The sequence below is a fragment of the Paenibacillus agaridevorans genome, from assembly GCF_003112455.1.
Taxonomy (GTDB): Bacteria; Bacillota; Bacilli; order Paenibacillales; family Paenibacillaceae; genus Pristimantibacillus; species Pristimantibacillus agaridevorans.
In genome coordinates this window covers 1-18813 of the sequence record NZ_BDQX01000019.1, presented here as the reverse complement: position 1 = coordinate 18813, position 18813 = coordinate 1, and the positions used below count along the sequence as shown (strand labels likewise).

General features: G+C 53.1%; 14 protein-coding genes. 5 read left to right on the top strand and 9 right to left on the bottom strand.

The window, feature by feature from the left end:
- Window positions 1–71 precede the first annotated feature (71 nt).
- The 5 genes from PAT3040_RS01085 to PAT3040_RS01065 all read right to left on the bottom strand — a co-directional run bounded on the left by PAT3040_RS01085 (window position 72) and on the right by PAT3040_RS01065 (window position 7931).
- Complete coding sequence (locus PAT3040_RS01085; RefSeq protein ID WP_181376375.1) at window positions 72–1961, bottom strand: MGH1-like glycoside hydrolase domain-containing protein; 1890 nt, start codon at window positions 1959–1961, stop codon at window positions 72–74.
- Between the two features lie 5 nt (window positions 1962–1966).
- Window positions 1967–4681: an alpha-mannosidase gene (locus PAT3040_RS01080; protein WP_108991185.1), complete on the bottom strand. Its 2715-nt coding sequence runs from the start codon at window positions 4679–4681 to the stop codon at window positions 1967–1969.
- A gap of 24 nt (window positions 4682–4705) precedes the next feature.
- Window positions 4706–5527, bottom strand: a complete 822-nt coding sequence (locus PAT3040_RS01075; RefSeq protein ID WP_087569070.1) for a carbohydrate ABC transporter permease — start codon at window positions 5525–5527, stop codon at window positions 4706–4708.
- Window positions 5528–5532: 5 nt separating this feature from the next.
- Complete coding sequence (locus PAT3040_RS01070; protein WP_108991184.1) at window positions 5533–6417, bottom strand: carbohydrate ABC transporter permease; 885 nt, start codon at window positions 6415–6417, stop codon at window positions 5533–5535.
- Between the two features lie 83 nt (window positions 6418–6500).
- Window positions 6501–7931, bottom strand: a complete 1431-nt coding sequence (locus PAT3040_RS01065) for an ABC transporter substrate-binding protein (protein WP_108991183.1) — start codon at window positions 7929–7931, stop codon at window positions 6501–6503.
- Between the two features lie 318 nt (window positions 7932–8249).
- Here PAT3040_RS01065 and PAT3040_RS01060 point away from each other — a divergent pair, with 318 nt between their 5' ends.
- Both PAT3040_RS01060 and PAT3040_RS01055 read left to right on the top strand, forming a co-directional pair.
- Window positions 8250–9266, top strand: coding sequence for a LacI family DNA-binding transcriptional regulator (locus PAT3040_RS01060; protein WP_087569073.1), 1017 nt, complete (start codon window positions 8250–8252; stop codon window positions 9264–9266).
- Window positions 9267–9356: 90 nt separating this feature from the next.
- Window positions 9357–9848, top strand: coding sequence for an LURP-one-related/scramblase family protein (locus PAT3040_RS01055; RefSeq protein ID WP_108991182.1), 492 nt, complete (start codon window positions 9357–9359; stop codon window positions 9846–9848).
- 87 nt (window positions 9849–9935) lie between these two features.
- Here the strand turns inward: PAT3040_RS01055 and PAT3040_RS01050 are convergent, their stop codons facing one another.
- On the bottom strand, window positions 9936–10253 hold the full coding sequence (locus tag PAT3040_RS01050) for a winged helix-turn-helix transcriptional regulator (RefSeq protein ID WP_087569075.1): 318 nt from the start codon (window positions 10251–10253) through the stop codon (window positions 9936–9938).
- A gap of 191 nt (window positions 10254–10444) precedes the next feature.
- Between PAT3040_RS01050 and PAT3040_RS01045 the strand changes: the two genes are divergently transcribed.
- The 3 genes from PAT3040_RS01045 to PAT3040_RS01035 all read left to right on the top strand — a co-directional run bounded on the left by PAT3040_RS01045 (window position 10445) and on the right by PAT3040_RS01035 (window position 13228).
- Window positions 10445–11656, top strand: a complete 1212-nt coding sequence (locus tag PAT3040_RS01045) for an MFS transporter (protein ID WP_108991181.1) — start codon at window positions 10445–10447, stop codon at window positions 11654–11656.
- 28 nt (window positions 11657–11684) lie between these two features.
- Window positions 11685–12554 carry an aldo/keto reductase gene (locus PAT3040_RS01040; protein ID WP_108991180.1) on the top strand — a complete coding sequence of 290 codons (870 nt, stop codon included), beginning with the start codon at window positions 11685–11687 and terminating at the stop codon, window positions 12552–12554.
- Window positions 12555–12688: 134 nt separating this feature from the next.
- Window positions 12689–13228 (top strand): superoxide dismutase family protein, encoded by a 540-nt coding sequence (locus tag PAT3040_RS01035; RefSeq protein WP_108991179.1) that lies wholly within the window; start codon window positions 12689–12691, stop codon window positions 13226–13228.
- A 600-nt stretch (window positions 13229–13828) separates the two neighbouring features.
- On the opposite strand, the gene PAT3040_RS01030 is transcribed toward PAT3040_RS01035, so the two are convergent.
- From PAT3040_RS01030 to PAT3040_RS01020, 3 genes are all read right to left on the bottom strand, one after another.
- A complete protein-coding gene (locus tag PAT3040_RS01030; RefSeq protein ID WP_108991178.1) occupies window positions 13829–16744 on the bottom strand; it encodes a fibronectin type III domain-containing protein in 2916 nt (971 codons plus the stop codon).
- Window positions 16745–17149: 405 nt separating this feature from the next.
- Window positions 17150–17884, bottom strand: coding sequence for a hypothetical protein (locus PAT3040_RS01025; protein ID WP_108991177.1), 735 nt, complete (start codon window positions 17882–17884; stop codon window positions 17150–17152).
- Window positions 17884–18648, bottom strand: a complete 765-nt coding sequence (locus PAT3040_RS01020) for a hypothetical protein (RefSeq protein ID WP_108991176.1) — start codon at window positions 18646–18648, stop codon at window positions 17884–17886. The genes PAT3040_RS01025 and PAT3040_RS01020 overlap by 1 nt, the downstream gene beginning before the upstream one ends.
- Between the last annotated feature and the right edge of the window lie 165 nt (window positions 18649–18813).

Below are 18813 nucleotides of genomic sequence, written 5' to 3'. Positions count from 1 at the left end.
CAAACGGAACAATTTTTTATCTCAGTTGCAACGGTCCATTTTTATGAATGAACCGTTGCATCTGCTGCTTTCTAACGGGATTGCTTCGTCGTCTCCTGAGGGGAAACGGCATAGCCGCGGTCCATTAAGGCGATCAGGGCAAGCAAGCCTCCCCAATGGTAGTAGCGGTCGCTGTTTTTTACGTCGCAGCCCTCGCCGGTATCGCCGTTGTAATTTTCATGGACATGCCCGTGCATCACCCATTCCTTAAGGATGAGTTCGGCCGATTTGTCCGCAAGAAGCCGGGCCGTCTCTGTTTCTCCTTGGTTGCGCAGACCGAGATAGACTAGCATGTTCATCGGAGCCCATATTCGCCCGCGCCAATATTCCTGATCCGGATAAGCCGGATCATTACGCGAGATGGAAGGCAGTACCCAATCCCCCCAGAACTCCTCCGGGTTTAATAAATGCTCGTCGATCATGCGCTTTACTTGCTCATCGGAAACGTACGGCGTCAGCAATGGATAGAAGTTCGTCGGAGACAAACGTTCGCTGAATGCACCCGTATCGGTCCTCAAATTACGGAAAATGCCCGTTTGCTCATCCCATAGCCGCTGCATGCCCGAACCAAACCGATCCGCCGACCGGCGAAGCGCTTCAGCCCGTTCGCGATCATTGAGAATATCCGCGATTTCCGCTAAGGCAAGACAGTCCCAAATATACAAACCCATCAAACCGGCATCGGCAAGTTTTAGCGTATTTTTGGTTTTATCGAACGGGATTTCGTCGTACATCGGCGAATTATCCAGCCCGGATTCAAGCGCTGCTCCAAACGTATCGTGAACGCCCGCCGTTTCCCATAAGTTATCCGCTACCGGCGTCATCGGATTGGAGCCCCAGGCCAGCAACCCTTCCTCGATCTGCCGATTATCCGGCCACCAGGCGTTCCAGGCGCATAATTGCTCGTATACTTCCTCCAAAAACCAACGATCACCGTACTTGCGATAGAGTTGCAGAACAATAAACGAGCCTACCGGCGGTTGTGAGCGATCCCGCGAAATGACCGTTCCCGACCAATCGAAGTTCGGCACGAAGCCGTCAGCCACAGCCGCCCGGGTGATCTCGACCGCATTGGCATAAGCAAGGTCGCGATTGTCCTCCATGCACATGTAAGCGGCAAAGTAGGTATCCCAGCAGAAAAGCTTGTAGCCCTGGTCGTTCCAGATTCGACTTACCGGCGTGACTACCCGTTGATATTTGGGTTCGTAGATGGTATCCCATGCCATGCAGGCTTGCATGGAGGCGTACAAATCCGCTGCATCGCCAAATGCCAATCGGCGAGCTTCCGCAATTCCGCGGCGCCGCTGATCGATGAGCGCCTGGATGGCCTCCAACCCGGTCGGCTTGCCGGTTGACAAGCCGACCGTCTCATGGAGCGACAAGGCGATATAGGGTCCGGATGCGGGAACATGATATTCCTCGACGACGGAGCCGGTCGAATAGAGTCTAACGTTCCGATCCGGAAAGACAGCCTCGATGCTACCGTCGTTCGCGTGTTGGACATACCCTTTGCGGTTCCACAGGATACCGCATTCGGCTATCAGAACAGCGGGCTTGAGCTGGTTGCGCAGCGGAGTGACAAGCAGAAAAAGTTCTCCGTTTTCTACCGCGCTTTCGACACGAAGCTCGATGTCCCGCCATTGCAAGGTCAGCTCGGTATAAGACCCGTCGTAGCTGCGCAAACCGGGACGAACGACTTCCTGATCCTTGTCTTGCCGTCCGATCAAGGCTTCCGCCAGATAACCGCCTTCCCGGTATTCCTTGATGCCGAGCTTAATCGCGGCGCTCTCCGGCAGCAGCACATGCGTCAGGACGCTGCGGGTATACCAGGTGTTCCAGCCGGACGACAAATTCTCTTGCACTTGATCGTATTCGGAGACAGATGCTGCAGTTCGTTCCTGACTTATGTAAATGTCCGACATTCGAATCATTCCTTTATCGTGAATTGGATCGTGACAATTTCCTTAGGTTTCAATTCTAAGGTCAGACAACGATCGGTGCCGTCCGTCTCCAACGTCAGCTCACGGCGTACTTCGCCGTTCAGCCCGATGGCATGAGCGCCAAGAATCGGCAGACGGACGCGGATGGAGCCGCTGGCAGCCGTTTCTCCGAGGTTGACTAACCGAAGTTCGATGCCCTCCCGGTCATCCGGAGCCGGACGCAGGCTGGTGACATGCAATAGCGCATTGTCGATCTCCAACCAACCGCGCTGTCCGCTTTGTCGATATTCCGCTATCGCTGGAACGGCTTCCTCACTTGGATCCGGAATGCGGATACCCCGACTTTGAACCGAAATGGCCTGTTCATCCGCCACGCGCCAAGGCGCGATAGCGCGATCCTGACGATCGACGGTAAGACCATAATGGAAGGTCAGCACCCTTTGTACTTGTCCTCCCGGAGTCTTTAATCCGGGGCCGGGACGATTGGTCGTCGCCATCCCGCGATCACCGCCGCCGAGATAGGCAACGCTCCGCAACAGGGTAATCGCCAACGTCCCTTCATCAGCCGCGCGGTCGGAAGGAATCCATTCGTATTCATGGAGTCCATGCGCGTTAACGATCGTTCTGGTTTCACCATGGTCGGCAAACACGTAATGCTGGAACGGAAAAGTCGTCGGTTCATTTTCCACCCAGACGTCCATTGGGGGCTGCTGCACGCGGTCCGGCCGTTCCGAAACATCGAACGCGCCTCCGGCCTGAATCGGCCGTTCCCCTTTCTTCATCGGAAACAACAGACGCAAGCGATGGTCAAGCGCGCGGTTATCCACCGTCGTTTGGACCGACGCGGTGCGGCTGCGCGACACTAGCGTCACTTCTGTCCGGATGTCCAGCGCAACCAAATCCGAACTTCTCCTTCTCGCATCCGGTTCCGCCGAGCGCGGTACGAGCAGCTCATAGGAAACGGTCAAACGCTGCCATCCGCGGCCTTCTCCCGATACGCGAATGCTTCGGACCGTCGCGGACGTGAAATGTTCGTTTAGCAGCGGGCGGGAGTACAAATATTCGTCGCCAACGTCGCCGCTGTCCTCGAATCGATGCAGACCACGAAAATGCTCTCCGGTCTCCAAATCGGTCCAGGTCAAGGTTCCGTCAGGTTCTGCCGTAATCCGAACGAACTCGTTTTCAATGGAATTGGAGGTCGCCCTCGCCGGGATGTGCGCAAATTCCGGTATTTTTCGCAGTTGAGCGGCAATCGTCTTATAGCCGAGCGGCGGCAAATTGCGAACGAAAATGCGGACTTTATGTCTGTAAGTCTCTCCCTTGCCCAGCGGATACCGCAACGAATCGGTTTCGATCGGACAAACCTTCTCGTATTCGACGATTTCCGCCTCGTACGATTCGCCGGCCTCGTCCGTGACTTTAACAGATCTGTATAGCGTGGCGTCATCCGCGTCAAGTTCGATTTCGGTTAGCGCGTCCCTGCGCCAGGGCAACGGATTGAACAGCAGCACCGGATTGCCACCCGGTGGCAGCCACGACAGAGCGACTTTGTCGGACATCCGCGCAAGCGTCTCCGTGACCAGTTGCTCGCCGATATGACCGGCTTTGCGGTTACGCGTCTCCATTTCGTCATGGACATCGTCGATGCTGCAGCCGCAGATGCTGTCATGGGGATGATTCTGCAAAACGTATTTCCAGGCTTGCCGGACAAAGGCCGGATGATGCCCGTCCCCGGCTGCGAGCGCCAACGCCTCCAAAGGCTCGACCAATCGTTCCAGCAAATTTTGCACGGTCGCGTTCTGCTGTTTGAGATACACTCTGGCCGAAAGCACGTTCGGAATGATCGTGTTAATTACGCCCCCAGGCGTATGGCTCGTACGTCTGAATTCTCCGCCCAACACCGGAACCTTCGGCAATTCGCCAAAGCAGTCTCGAACGTAGCCTTCAATAGAAGAGAATTTCATCGGAGATTCATTCGGCTTTGTGTTCCATTGGTCGATCATTGCTGTAATATGCCGCTGCGGCTCCATATGATCGAAGCCATTCATCAACAGCACATGACCGCTCTTTGCATACGGACCGATATGGCCAATCAGCTCTCGCAGCCGCTCCTCGGCCTGCTCCTGGTCGACAGGCAAGTTCATGGCACTCGTATATCCGTACATGTGTGACAGGTGTACGGTCTTGACCCGATGCCCGCTCGGGCTCTCCCATTCGAATTCGGTTGGCACTTGTTCGGGAGTTCCGTTTAAGCCACGCCAGATGAGAGCGTACTCAAACCCGTATTCCTTCAACAATTGAGGCATTTGGGCAATGTGGCCGAATGTGTCCGGCAAGTAGCCGACCTCCAACATCGGTCCAAATGACGAGCCGATTCGCCTTCCTTCCTCCAGATTGCGAATCATGGATTCCCCGCTGACGAGAAACTCGTCCACAAGCACGTACCACGGACCGATGGTCAATCGACCTTCGCGAATGAACCGTTCAAGATCGGCCCGACGCTCCGGTCTTATTTCAAGGTAATCCTCCAAAGCTATAACTTGACCGTCGAAATGAAAGCGATATTCCTTGTCTTCGTCCATCGTGCGCAGCAGACGGTCGATCAGACCGACAAGCCGAAACCGGAAAGTTTCAAACGGCAAATACCATTCCCTGTCCCAGTGGGTGTGGGCAACTAAATGTATCGATTTGTATGTGCTCATATAAACAGTCTTTCCCCCTGCTTCTTATGCTTTTACAGCACCAGATGTCATGCCTTGAACAAAGTATTTCATTGTAAAGGAGAACAATACCATAAGCGGGATCGAGGCGAGTGTCATCCCGGAGAACATCGAGCCGTAAATGATCTGCTGCGGATCCATGAACCGATATAAGCCTACGGTGACGGTTAACATGGATTGATCGGAAAGGACCAGCAACGGCCAGATGAAATCGTTCCATGTCGACAAGATATTCACTAGACCCATCGATAAAAAAATCGGAAACGCAAGCGGCAACACCAACCGGAAAAAGACAACCGGCTCGCTGCCCCCGTCCATTCGGATGCTCTCGGTGAGTTCTCTGGGAATTTCCTCAAAAAAGGTGCGAAACACAAAAATGACGACCAACTGCCCGCTTGCGATATAAGGAAGAATCGCCGCCCATGGACTATTGATCAAATTCAAATTCGTGACCAGAACGAACTGCGGGATGAGCGTAAGAATGCCCGGTATCATTAAGAAAGACAACAATATCATAAACAGAGCAGATTTAAGCGGAAAATCGAATCGCGCGAACACATACGCACTAAGACTGGAAACAGCCAAAACGCCAATGACCGTGCCCCCGGAAACAACTAAAGAATTCTTTAAATAAACGCCGATTTTGGATGCTGCATCGATGATAAATTCCACATGCGGGGTCAAAGGAAGTCCAAAATAATTGATCGATAACTGATAATTCGTTTTGAACGCCGTTACGAGCATGAAATACATGGGGAACAGTGTGAAAAACAACAACGCGAACAGGAACACAATGACAATGATGCGCGAAAATCTTTGGCTATTCATCTGCGTTACCTCTTTTCCCGCATAAACTTCATATTCAGCAAGGTCAATCCAAGCGTAATCACGAATAGAATGACGCCGATTGCCGAACCGGTTCCGAGCTTGCCGTAAGTAAATGCGTTATTAAACATGTACAATCCAGGAACCATTGTGTCGTAACCCGGACCGCCCTTGGTCATGATAAGCTGATCGCTGAACTGTTGCGTTCCGCCGATTAATACCAATACAGTCGTCAATCTGATTTGCGGCAAAATCAATTGCAAGTCCACGGTCCAGAAGATTTTCCATGCAGAGGCGCCGTCTATTCTGGCTGCTTCTCTTAAAGACTCGTCGATATTTTGAAATCCGGCCAAATAGATAAGGAATCCCAGTCCGCTTACCCACGGAAATCCTTTCATCATGATGGACAACATCGCCGTTAATTGGCTATCGCCCAGCCAAATTTTTTGCCAATTTTCCAAACCCAGCAAGCCGAGCATATGATTAAGCATCCCGTTTCCAGGTTCGTAGAAGAAAAGCCAAAACATCGTTGTGACCATGCCCGGAAGCACCATCGGAATCGTGAAGGAAACTTTAAAAAATCCGGCCAATCCGGTATTGCCCAGGTAGTTGATCAGGTACGCCCCCAAGATGGATGCGCCTTGCAGGATGATAATGTTCCACAACAGAAAGGCCAGCAGAATAATAAAACTGCTTCGGAAGATGGGATCCTGCAACAATTCGACATAATTATCCATGCCAGCGAATGTCGGATTCAAATAATTGGTCATGTTCCAGTCCAGAAACGACATTCTGAAAGCTTCTACAGTCGGGTATAACAGGAACAAGCCGACAAAGAAAAAAGTAGGAAATAGACAAGCGTAAAGCCACATATAGCGCATCGTCTTGCTCATGACTGCCTCCTCGTCCTAATCCGGCGCGATCGGCATACCATACATCTGCCGATCGCGCCGGAAACGATCCCAAGTTCAAAATATTACTGCGCAGCGTTCCATTCCGGATGATTTTTGACGGCTTCTTCAGCGAACTTTTTCAAGTCTTTTCCAAAGTCCTTCAAGAATTCATCCGCCGTCACCTTGCCCGCCAAAAATTCCTGCTGTTTCTTCAACCATCTGTCTTTTTGCTCCGGTGTGAATTCATGGGCGTGGAAACCCATATTCTCGTCATTGCCGAAGGACTCTACGATGGGCTTCAAAATTTCAGGAACTTCAACGCCCGATACGACCGGAATGAGGTTAAGATCCTCGGCGAGCACCTTGGCCCCTCCATCGGGGGCAGTCAAGTATTGCAAGAATTCAACAGACGCACCTTCCGCCTTATTGTCTTTTGCGTTTCGGCTGACGGCAAAGCTCGGCGTCGAACCGATCTTGTATTTATAGCGGACATCTTGACCGAACTCCGAATAAGCAGTGTCCAGATAAGGCATCGGCGCCACGCCATAATTGACCGGGTAGCTACCTTGCTGATGTTGATTCGGATACCAGCTGCCGTTAAGCACCATCGCGGATTTTCCGTCGTTGAATATCCCCTCAAACTCCCAGCTAGCGCTGTTGAAGCCTTCGTTAAAGAAAGGTTTCAAGTCGTTCATTAGCCGCAAGTATTCTCTCAATTCCGGGCTGTCCTTCGTCACTTTGTCCGCAAGGACGGCTTCTGCCCATTCCTTCGGTTCCACTTTGCCGGAACCGTTCGTATCCAGTTCGGCCAAGCGCGATTTCCACAAGTAGCCGAATACGTCAGAAGCCAGCCAACCCAGGTTCCAATCCATGGAATTTTGAATGCTGAACGGGATATAGCCCGCATCCTTTGCTTTCTGCGCGACTTCAAGGAATTCCGAAATAGTGGCTGGTGGCTGCGTAACGCCGATTTCATTGAAAATATCCTTGTTGTAATACAAGTTCACCGTGACGACCTGCGTCGGAATGCCGAACAGGCGGGGGTTATTCGCATCGGTCATATCCGTCGCTGACTCGATCAGCCCGGGAAGGAACGATTCTTTCCATGGCTTGTTCGTGTAAGGGCTGACTTCGTCCAAATAAGGCAGCAGATCGACAATCCAGCCGTTCTTATATGCGTCAGCAAACTTCGAGGTACCGCTTACAACTTCAGGCTCGGAACGAGCGATGAATTGGGCTTGCAGCCAGCTCTCCGATTCCTGCGCCGGAATGTACTTCAAGGTGGCATTATTCCCGGACTTTTCATTGTAACCGGCTACAATCTTTTCGTAGGAGGGCCATGCGTATTCGCCTTGATTATGAACGACTGTAAAGGCAACAGGCGCCGAACTGACGGGCGAAGCGGAGGTCTCGGACGGAGTCGGAGTTCCGCTAGAACCGGAATTACCGCTGCATGCGGACAAAGTCGTCACGATCAGCGCTAACATCAAACAAACTGTGCTGGACTTTTTCATTGGCTATCATCCCCTTATGAATTGTGTCTCTTGTCAATCTTTTCTTTGTTGCCTGGTATGATACTGATCAATTACTGTCGCTCTTTGCTGCCTCTCCTTCTCAATTGATTAAAATGTTAACGTTAACACTGGATTGATCATATCAGCAGCAGAAAGCGTTGTCAATATTCTCAACATAACATTTAGAACAGAAAATTCAAATGATTATTCTCCCAAAGACTTGTATTTTTACGCCATAACGCATAAGCTTAGTAAAGAAATGCAACACGTTTAAATACAAATGTTAACGATACCAAATATAGATTGGGGTTTCCACGAATGGCTAGTACAATTACCGACGTTGCCAAATTGGCTGGCGTTTCGGCGCAAACGGTTTCCAGAACGATTAACACCCCTGAGCTGGTCAGCAAAAAAACGTTGGACAAAGTTCAACGCGCCATCAATGCGCTCGATTATCATCCAAATATAACCGCACGTCTTCTTGTCAACAATAAAGCGCGATCGATTGGTCTTTTTATGCCGTTCTCGAGCGATCAGGTCAAACAAAGTCTGTTTTTTTCCACCCTTTCGGCCACCATCTGCCAGTTTTGTTCTCAGAATAATTTGATTATGCAGATGTTTACGTCCATGTCGCGAGAGGATTCCAGCCAGTTGTTCGTAAAGTTGTTCAAAGAGCGGCAAGTCGGGGGGCTGATCTTAACTTGTCCCTCAGTCAGTAACGAAGAATTAATTTATCTTCTATCAGAGAAAATTCCGTTCATCATAGTCGGTCGGCCAGGTATCCTTACTGCACAAATTCCCTACGTGGATGTTGATAACGTTAAAGCCGGTACAATAGCAGTAGAGCATTTAATACAGTTTGGGCATCGACGGATCGGTTTTCTGAATGGGCCTTCCAATATGACGCTTTCGATCGACCTCCGCGAGGGTGTAACTGCCATTTCCCGATCTTTCCCTGAGCTTGAAATTTTGGAAGCAGAGACGAATCTGACGTTGGAATGCGGCTATATCGAAGCGCTAAAACTTTTGCAAACGGAGAACCGCCCTACAGCTATTTTCACTGCGGACGATCTGCTAGCTGTCGGAGTCAAGAAAGCGGCCGACGAATTGAATCTTCGTATTCCCGAAGACCTATCCATCATCAGTGGCGTTCAAAACGGTTGGGGACATATTTTGCCTTATAAATTGACGCATGTGGATACGCAATTCGAAAAATTAGGCGATATTGCAGCCCAGCACATGGCACGCTATATTTTACATGAGGAACCCATTAATCTTTCTACGTTGCTAGAAGTCCGTTTGGTGGAGGGCCAGTCTTGCGGATACGTTTCTTAAGGGCTCAGCGCCAAAGACCAATTCGAAACATCCCCGCCTTACTCGCCGTATAACTTATCACCTGAAAAACATGGGAAAGGCGGCATGTATATGGAACTTTATTTCAGCGATCGTTTCTTCAGCGCGGGGACAACGGATATTATGAACGAGGGTGGGATGTCGGTAGGCAGGATGGATCTGGAGAGCATGCTGACTGCAACATTGTCGATCTATCGGGATGATTCGCGATTGAGTTATTCGGGGAAATTCCGATTTTTCTCCAATAAGTGGGAGGTGTTGGACGGCGCAGGTAACGAGATTGGCGTGTTGAGAGCCCGTTTCTCCATGTTCAGCAAACGTTACGAATACGATGCCGGACATCGGGGAGTCTATCAGATCGAGGCTCCCGCCTTCTCGCAGGAATATACGATTCTGGATGAAAGGGAGTCCACGGTCGCTACCTTCCAGAGGGTTAGCAACTGGCTCCAGGCAGGCGCCTTCCGACTCCTTAATGGATCACCTCAGCTTGACGATTACGAGTTGATCGCGGTCGTCATGGGCGTGCACAACATGCAAAAACGCGCTCGTAACGCAGCCACATAATACAAGAGGGCGACGGGCAAACCTCTTTGCCCCATTAGCTCTTTGCTCCATTTGCGTAACAAGACCGCGCGAATCACGCGCGGTTTTTTACTCTAGATTGTTCGCCTCCATATGCGTCTCTCCCCAGGAACACATAGCGTCCAGAATAGGCTTGAACGACCAGCCATACTCCGTCAACGAATAGATGACCTTGGGCGGCACCTGATCATAGACCGTCCGCTTTACCATGCCGTCGTCCTCCAGCTCGCGCAGCTGCTGGGTCAGCATCTTTTGCGTAATATTCGGCATCAGTTTGCGAAGCTCGCTGGTCCGCTTATCCCCTTTGTCCAGATGGCACAAAATAACAACCTTCCACTTTCCCCCGATCACATCGAGCGTCGCCTCGACCGGAATATTGTAGGGCATCTTGATTCCTCCCCTTTCACTCTTGGCAGGGTACTTTTTAGTGCCTATAGCACTTTTAAGTACGTACTTACCAAAGCATACTGTTAGGCTTATACTAACATCCATGCAGCGAACTGCACAAGCAGCTCACGTGATGATGAACGCACATTAGTCGCTGCGAATTACACTTATTCCTGGGAGGGAACATAGATATGGCACAATCCGTTGTCCGGGAGTCCTCGGTAACGAAAAGCAAGCAGTCTTCGGGAGCGCTGGCTCTGTTCGCTCTGGCCGTCAGCGCGTTCGGAATCGGAACGACGGAGTTCGTCCCCGTCGGACTGCTTGCATCCATTGCCGGCGATTTGGATATCGGCATCACGCTTGCGGGTCTGCTTATTTCCGGCTACGCCATCGGGGTGGCCGTGGGCGCCCCTATCTTAACGGCGTTAACGAACCGCATGAATCGCAAAACATTGCTAATGACGCTAATGTTTGTCTTCATCGTGGGCAACGTCGTGGCCGCATTATCGACCTCTTTCGCGCTGCTTATGGTCGCACGGTTCATTACCGCGTTTTCGCACGGCGTCTTCTTCTCCATCGGCTCAACGATTGCCGTCCAACTCGTGCCCAAAGAGAAACAAGCCAGCGCGATCGCGCTGATGTTTACGGGGTTAACGATCGCCACCGTGACCGGCGTGCCGTTAGGCACTTATATCGGCCAGTCATTCGGCTGGCGCTCTACATTTTGGGGTGTAGCCATTCTCGGTATAATCAGCCTGCTCGCCATTGCCAAGCTGCTTCCGGCCAGCCTCAAACAATCGCCGCCTTCCAAGTTTGCCGATATGCTGCGCATCCTTGCGAACCGCAGTCTGCTGCTCGGCTTAGCCATCACCGCTTTGGGATACGGCGGCACGTTCGTCGCTTTTACCTATTTGACCCCGATCCTGCAAGATGTCATGCATCTGAAGCCAGGCACAGTGGGACTTGTGCTGCTGGTCTACGGAATCGCGGTCGCCATCGGCAACGAGATAGGCGGCAGATGGGCGAACCGCAATCCCATAGGAGCGCTGTTCCGGATGTTCGTCATTCAGACGCTCGTACTCGTCGCAATGTCCTTTATGATTCCCTATCAAGTCGCCGGACTAATCGCCATTGGTCTGATGGGATTGTTCGCGTTTATGAACGTGCCCGGTCTGCAGCTATACATTGTCCAATTGGCTGAGCGCTATGTACCGTCGGCCGTCGATGTAGCTTCGGCGCTGAACATTGCGGCATTTAATGTCGGCATCGCTATCGGCTCCATTACCGGCGGCATCGTCGTAGACAGTATCGGCTTGCGTCACACGCCATGGGTTGGCGGCATTATGGTTCTCATCGCCGTGTTGCTTGCCGGCGTATCAATCCGTCTCGGACGGAAAAACTAGACTATTGATAAATTGGAGGCTTATACAAATGACTATTGCAAACCAATCGCAGCAACCAGCCACGTCGCTTCAAAGCACAATAACGCTTCATAACGGCATCTCCATGCCGTGGGTAGGTCTTGGCGTCTTCCAGGTGGAAGAAGGCCAGGAGCTCGTCGACGCCATTCGTTCCGCCGTCCGTCAAGGTTACCGCAGCATCGACACCGCCGCCATCTACGGCAATGAAACCAGCGTTGGCGAAGGCATTCGCCAAGCGCTCGCCGAAAACAACCTGACGCGCGACCAATTGTTCATTACCTCCAAAGTATGGACGGCCGACATGGGCTACGAGGCAACGATAGCCGCTTACGAGACGAGTCTGGGCAAGCTTGGTCTGGACTACCTGGATCTGTATCTGATTCATTGGCCCGTCGAGGGCAAATACAAGGACACCTGGCGCGCCATGGAGGAGCTGTACAAGGACGGTCGGGTCAAAGCCATCGGCGTGAGCAACTTTCAGACCCAACATTTGCGGGATTTGATGGACTCGGCCGAGCTCAAGCCCGTCATCAATCAAGTGGAATTCCATCCACGCCTGACGCAAAAGGAGCTCCTCGCCTATACACGCGAAAAAGGCATTCAGCTTGAAGCATGGTCGCCGCTCATGCAGGGGCAGCTTCTGCAAAACGAAACTTTGGCGCAGATCGCCGAGAGGCACGAAAAATCGGTTGCGCAGGTCATTTTGCGCTGGGACTTGCAGCATGGCGTCGTGACGATACCGAAGTCGACCAAACCCGTCCGGATTGCCCAGAATGGAGATCTGTTCGACTTCTCCCTCTCGCAGGAAGAGATGGACGCGATCGATGCGCTTAATGAGAATCGCCGAGTGGGACCGGACCCGGACAACTTTGACTTCTAATTCGATGCATGCGCTGTCTGCGGGCGTTGAGAATAGTTTCCATTTTTTTGCGCATACTAGGTAGGCTGCCGCGAACTTCAAGGCGTATGTTGGACACCTGCGGCAGATACTACGACTCGTATGCGGAGGTACACATGAATCTATTGGCAATAGCAACGGCGCTGATGCTTATCTTGCATCCTGGGGCGCATGAAGCGGCCGCGAACGCGGGAGAAGGCGGCGAGGCGCCAAGCGAAGCGATCTCGCTCATCAATACCGAGGGACAGACGATCGGTCAAGCCGTATTGACGCAAAAAGGCGACAAAGTCGTTATCCACCTGGAAGCGGAGAAGCTGACGCCAGGCAAACACGGCATCCATATTCACCAATTCGGCAAATGCGAAGCGCCGGACTTCAAATCGGCAGGCGACCATTTTAACCCGCAAGGGAAGCAGCATGGCTTCAACAATCCGAAGGGCTTCCACGAAGGCGATCTGCCTAATATCGAGGTCGACGCGAACGGCAAAGTCGCCATTGATATCACGACGGCCGTCGTGACGCTCCAGCCCGGCCACCCCAACTCCATTGTGAAGGCGGATGGCGCCTCCCTGATCATCCACGAAAAAGCGGACGATTACGCGACCGACCCTGCGGGCAATTCCGGAGCGCGTATCGCTTGCGGCGTGATCAAGTAGGCAGAGTCAATCGCGAGTATCCATCCGCGTTCACCGCACTCGAGCAAGTTCGGCGTATGGAGCTGGCGCGAAATAAAAACGCATCTCATGTAAAAAAGCATCTCCGCCGAGTCCTGAAGAGACCGGTGGAGATGCTTTTACGTTTGAGGTGACGTTACTAATGGTGTTTTCTCCCTTTAATTATGCCGGAATGCCTCCCCTGCCAACAATAGATGGAAAACATCCCTCTAAATCCGCTAAAATTGAGCTCCACTACGTCAATTGGACCAATTAGAGGGCGATATTCCCTTTAATCCTCCAATCCATGGAAAATCACAGCAATTAGATGGCGTTTTTCCGCTTGTAGATGGCGTTTTTCCGCTTGTCGGTCACGCGTTCGACTTAGCATGCGGCTTGGCATGCGGCTTAGCATGCGGCTCGGTATGCGGCTCTACATGCGGGCTTAGTATGCGGCTCGGCATGCGGCTTGGCATGTGGCTTAGCATGTGGCTTGGCATGTGGCTTAGCATGCGGCTCGGAGTCGGTTTAGGATGCTGCCATCCCCCTGTTCCGTTCTCCACTCAACCCGAGCATTCAGTAAAGGATGACGCTACAGTTCGCCTACTCCAACGGAGCCAGATACGCGCCGTCGATAACCGCGAAGGTGGAGCTGCCCGGCGTCTTCCAACCTACCGCGAGATGGTCGCCGCCGCCCTCTTCCTTGTGCAGCACCTCGACGTAATAGCGTTGACCCGCGGTCAGCGTGATCGAGCCGGATTGTTGGCCCGGATTCTGCGTAAAGCTTAGCTCGTTCACCCAGTCGACGACTTCGCCGATCTGCACTTTGTTGCCAGGCGTATTGTCCGTGCTGAGGTACAGCACGCTGTTGTTGTCGCCCGCGACTGAGAATTGGAACGTGCCCGTCACCGTCGGCACGATATAGCCGCGAATGCGCGTACCGTAATTGTCGCCCCAGTTCGACGGCGCCTGGAAGCTTGTAAGCGAGCTGGTGCCCGAAGGCGTCGTCGACAAAGGAATGCTCGCCACCGTCGGTCCCGTGATTCCCGTCCAATATTCGCGAGTAATGGAACCGGTCGGCGTCGTTCCGCCAGAAGCATTCGTCGTGACGCTCAGCGCGGAGCTTGCCGCGGACATGTTGCCCGCCGCGTCCTTCGCCTTCACCGTGAAGCTGTAGGCCGTGCTGGCCGACAACCCCGTCACGGTGTAACTCGTTGCGCCAGTCGTCGTGCCTGCCAATGCCGATCCGTTGTAAATCTCGTAGCCCGTCACGCCTACGTTATCCGTGGACGCCGTCCACGATAAGCTTACGCTGCTTGCCGTCTTCGAAGGAGATGTCAATCCCGTCGGAATGCTCGGAGCTTGCGTATCCCCGCCTCCGCCTCCGCCAGTCGCCATGTTCACGAAACAGGATTTGTATTGGCCGGGCGCCGCGTCTCCAAACGTATTGTTGGAGCACATGACGCCGTTCGTGTACGTGCCGTAATTCCAGTTGCTGCCTGCCCCGTAGCGCACTTCCTTCGTGCCCGTGAAGCTGCACCAGTTGTTCTCGCCCGCGCAGAGCTCCCATACCGGCACCGGCGTGGAATCCGTCGTGACGCTGAGCGCCGAGCTTGCCGCCGAAAGGTTGCCGGATGTATCCTTCGCCTTGACCGTAAAGCTGTAAGCCGTGTTCGGGGATAATCCCGTCACGTTGAAGGAGGTCGTGCTGCCGCCGATCGTCGTGCCGACGAGGCCGCCGTTCGCGTAGATTTCGTAACCGGCCAGACCGACATTATCCGTCGATGCCGTCCACGTCAGCGTAACGCTCGTGTTCGTCTTCGAAGGCGAGGTCAGATTCGTCGGCGTCGTAGGCGCGGTCGTGTCCGGCGGGCCGGCTACGACCGTGATCGTCTGTTCCTTTACATGCGCGCGTCCGCCATTATCCCATACGCCGAGAATGACCTGGTACGTACCCGGTTTCTGGTACGTGTATGTCGGACTGACCGTCGTGACGGGCAGGCCCTCGCCCAGATCCCACAGGTTCTCGACGATCGTGCCGTTGTCCGTGGACGTGTTCGTGAATGTGACCGGCTGTCCCAGCTGTACCGTAAGCGGCGCCGTGAAATTGGCTACCGGCTTCGGATCGCTGAAGCCGCGGCTCGTCAATTGCGTATTCGTGCCGTTTCCGCTGACCGTATTGCCGCTCCACTCCAGATGCGACGCGGACGACGGATATTGATCGATGGAAGGACCGCCGTTGCCGGTAATCGTGTTGTTCACGAAACTCAGGCGATCCGTGCCGCCTGCCGTCGTAATCTCGATCGCTTTTCTGCCGTTGTCGCGAATGATATTGCTGTCGAACGTGATGTTCTGCGTGTTGCCGTGGATGCGGACCGCGTTGCCGTCATAACCGGGATAAGCCGCGGACGGGTGGCCGATGGGACCGTCTTCGAACGTATTTTTGTAGAAATATTGGAATTGCTCCGTCTGTCCCGTGCCCTCGCCCTGCAACTGCATGCCCCACATGACCATGTTCTGGATCGTGTTGTAATTCCAGAGCTGGTAGCCCGTACCCGGCGATTGCTGGATGCCGACCTGCTGGCCGCCGTCGACGAGGTTGCCGCTTGTCACGCCGTGGTCGACCATGACCTCCAGGCCCATGTTGCCGACCGAGCCGTCCGTCGCCCTGACGACGTTATTCCGCACAGCGATATACGCGGAGCGTACGGCGCTGATCCAGTGGTCGACGTTGTTGTTCTCGATGATGGAGTTGTCGACGTTTGTATGAAGCTCGATGCCCAGACCTTCCATTTTCTTGCCCGTGCCGGTCACCGTGTTGCTGCGAATGACGGCTCCCGGACTGTCGTCGTTTAGGAAAATGCCGCCGCGTCCCGTCAGATGGATGACGTTGTTCTCGACGAGCGCATTGTCCGAGCCCCACCCGATGCGGACGCCGCCGCCCCAGTCGGAATTCACGCCGGTGTTCGTGATCACGTTGTCTTTCACGACAAGATTGTCGGTGTTGATGCCGTACAGTGCGAATGGTCCGAAGCCCGAAGACATGGCCATGTCTTTGACGTTCAGATTCAGCATCTTGTTGCCGCTGCCGTTCTCCGAGACGACGACCGATTGGGGCACCGTGCTGTTGTTCGCGTCGAGCGTCATGTTGGACACTTCCGCACCCGTCAGATTGTACAAGGAGAAAAACGTATTTGCCGTGGTCGAATTGTATTTGACGATCGTCGTGTCTCTGTTCGCGCCCGTAATTTTTACGCCGGACTTGCCGCTGACCGCGCTTGTTAAATAATACGTGCCTGCGGGAATGAATACCGTGTCGCCGCTGGATGCCGCGTCGACCGCTGCCTGAAAGGCCGCGCTGTCGGAAACCGTGTCGTTGCCTGCGGCTCCGTAACTCGTTACGTCGAACGTCGCGGCATGCGCGATCGGCGTCGGCAGCGCCGGCAGCAGCATCGACATGGCGCATAAAGCGCTGAATAGGCGCAGCTTCAGCCTCGGTCGTTGAATGATCGCTGTCATAAGTAATCCCTCGCTTTGTTTAGATTGGCTTCCACTCAGAATGATTCCTGCTCTCTACCCTGATCGTGAAGTATACAATCCGTGATGATTCTCTATTGCCGCCGCTGTCGGCCTCACCTCCTTGTCATCACCTTGCCAATCTAGCCCTAGCCAAGACGAGTCTGCTTATTTTGCTCGTATGTAACTCCGGGTGCCGCCCCATCCGCGCGATCCAACTATTATCTTTCTTTCTCTTGCAGATAGAATAGGGCGGGAATCCGGCAAACTCTCCTTCATTCCCGCCCTTCTATCGTGCAACAACCGCGCCGCGAAGCGAAACTGTTCATTTCTCGAATCGCTTTACTTGCCGGCTGTATTTATGATTAATAGCTGTATAATTCGATTCATCGTTGTCGAAGCTTGTCATCACGGATGTTCCAATTCGTCTTCATTCAAGGGGAAGATATAACTGAGATGGATATTTCCATAAGTCGACGACCACGTGCTCGAATTATTCGTCGCCTCCCGTTCGCCGCTAAGCGTGGGCACGTATCCGATTCGAAAGTCCTTCACGCCAGTCCGGCTCCATTCCCATATGCCTAACGTGCCTCCCGTCCCCTGCTGTTTTGGAACCGACTTCTGAATATCTATCCAATCGTCCGGGATACGGCTGACTCCGTAACGCTGATCTTGCAAACTGACGCCCTTCTCCATCTGTACGCGCGGGCTGTAAAAATCGTTGCCGTCCGATCGTCCCGCATTCCGATTGCGAATCAGATAGAAGTCGAGCTCTTCTACCTTGGATTCCGGGGCAAGGTTCCACACCAAATATTGTTTGGAGGGATCGTCCTCTCTTAAATGCCACATTTGAGGGTTGCCGTCGCTATCGATGGATCGAATCTCCCAATCGAACCGATCCCACACCCAGAAGCTCATACCGTAATCCCCGTTTGTCGACACGAACGGCACGAACAGATGCCGGCTGTCCAGCATGACAATGTCCTGCACCTCCGAGACGTCCGCCCGTTCATTCAACTCATTAATCATCCGTGCGGCCAGCTCTTTGTCGCTCATCGGCGTCGGCCCGATCCCGATCCATTTCCAGAAAATAAACGAACCGGCGGCAAGCACGAGGATAGCCGCAATGATCGCTCGCTTCATCAATGGCTCCCTCCTCTTCCGTCCGTCCACTGGAGTAAAGGCGTCTTCGATTCATAATAGTAATATTGATTGTCCCGAGCAATAATGAGCCCCAAGCCGTCCGACTTGATGTACGCCTCATAACGAATGCCGCTGCCCCGCTTTGGCTCTGCTCCCAATAAAGCGTAAGGATAAAACTCCTTGCCTTGGTCGCGAGCCTCGTAATACCAATCCAGCGACTCTTCGAATTGCCGCTGCGGCTTCAAGTCATCAATAAGCTCCTTGAACCGGGCTTCATGCAACGACACGCCCTCCTCCGCGGATGGATGGATGCCGACGATTCGTGCATGATCGATCTTGGACAAATAAGTGGATAGTTGATCCTTGGGATAAACAAGCTCATGACCCCAAAACCCGAGCAGTCCAATAACAAGAAAAACATAATTGCACCAAAAGCCTGTCCAAGCATACGAACGATATCGGATCCTGGATGCCCAAGGCAGGAATAAATAGACCAGCCACACGCCAATTGGCACGATCGCCAGCTTTGCGACATAGCCTCCCAAAGGAAAACTAATAGAGAACGAAAACAGACTGATGCACGCGACGAGCAGCGCTCTCCATAGAGCCGGACGCTCGGACGATTGCCGACGATACCGGCGAAGCACGAGTCCTATCAGTATGCCCCAGCTTAACAGCATCGTCGCAATTCCTGCCAGATCGTCCGGCCACAGCTTGATCTCCAGCTCAAATCCCTCTTTTCCCTTTATAGTAATAACATGCACCCTAACCTTCCACTCTCAAAAAAGCAAAAACCGGGCAGCGAGGTCGAACCTTGCGCTGTCCGGTTGGGATTACCTATTTTTTAGGCTTATTCGGTTGAGCCGGCAGCCAATACGGCTTAAATAAACTGGAAGCCAGAGAATTGCCGTCGTGCGATGGGAAAGTAG

What these genes read in the sequence shown, in the direction of transcription:
- PAT3040_RS01035 (WP_108991179.1), top strand. Translation starts at nt 12,689, where the DNA reads ATGAATCTATTGGCAATAGCAACGGCGCTGATGCTTATCTTGCATCCT.
- PAT3040_RS01075 (WP_087569070.1), bottom strand. Translation starts at nt 5,527, where the DNA reads ATGAATAGCCAAAGATTTTCGCGCATCATTGTCATTGTGTTCCTGTTC.
- PAT3040_RS01030 (WP_108991178.1), bottom strand. Translation starts at nt 16,744, where the DNA reads ATGACAGCGATCATTCAACGACCGAGGCTGAAGCTGCGCCTATTCAGC.
- PAT3040_RS01060 (WP_087569073.1), top strand. Translation starts at nt 8,250, where the DNA reads ATGGCTAGTACAATTACCGACGTTGCCAAATTGGCTGGCGTTTCGGCG.
- PAT3040_RS01085 (WP_181376375.1), bottom strand. Translation starts at nt 1,961, where the DNA reads ATGTCGGACATTTACATAAGTCAGGAACGAACTGCAGCATCTGTCTCC.
- PAT3040_RS01025 (WP_108991177.1), bottom strand. Translation starts at nt 17,884, where the DNA reads ATGAAGCGAGCGATCATTGCGGCTATCCTCGTGCTTGCCGCCGGTTCG.
- PAT3040_RS01070 (WP_108991184.1), bottom strand. Translation starts at nt 6,417, where the DNA reads ATGAGCAAGACGATGCGCTATATGTGGCTTTACGCTTGTCTATTTCCT.
- PAT3040_RS01050 (WP_087569075.1), bottom strand. Translation starts at nt 10,253, where the DNA reads ATGCCCTACAATATTCCGGTCGAGGCGACGCTCGATGTGATCGGGGGA.
- PAT3040_RS01055 (WP_108991182.1), top strand. Translation starts at nt 9,357, where the DNA reads ATGGAACTTTATTTCAGCGATCGTTTCTTCAGCGCGGGGACAACGGAT.
- PAT3040_RS01045 (WP_108991181.1), top strand. Translation starts at nt 10,445, where the DNA reads ATGGCACAATCCGTTGTCCGGGAGTCCTCGGTAACGAAAAGCAAGCAG.
- PAT3040_RS01080 (WP_108991185.1), bottom strand. Translation starts at nt 4,681, where the DNA reads ATGAGCACATACAAATCGATACATTTAGTTGCCCACACCCACTGGGAC.
- PAT3040_RS01065 (WP_108991183.1), bottom strand. Translation starts at nt 7,931, where the DNA reads ATGAAAAAGTCCAGCACAGTTTGTTTGATGTTAGCGCTGATCGTGACG.
- PAT3040_RS01040 (WP_108991180.1), top strand. Translation starts at nt 11,685, where the DNA reads ATGACTATTGCAAACCAATCGCAGCAACCAGCCACGTCGCTTCAAAGC.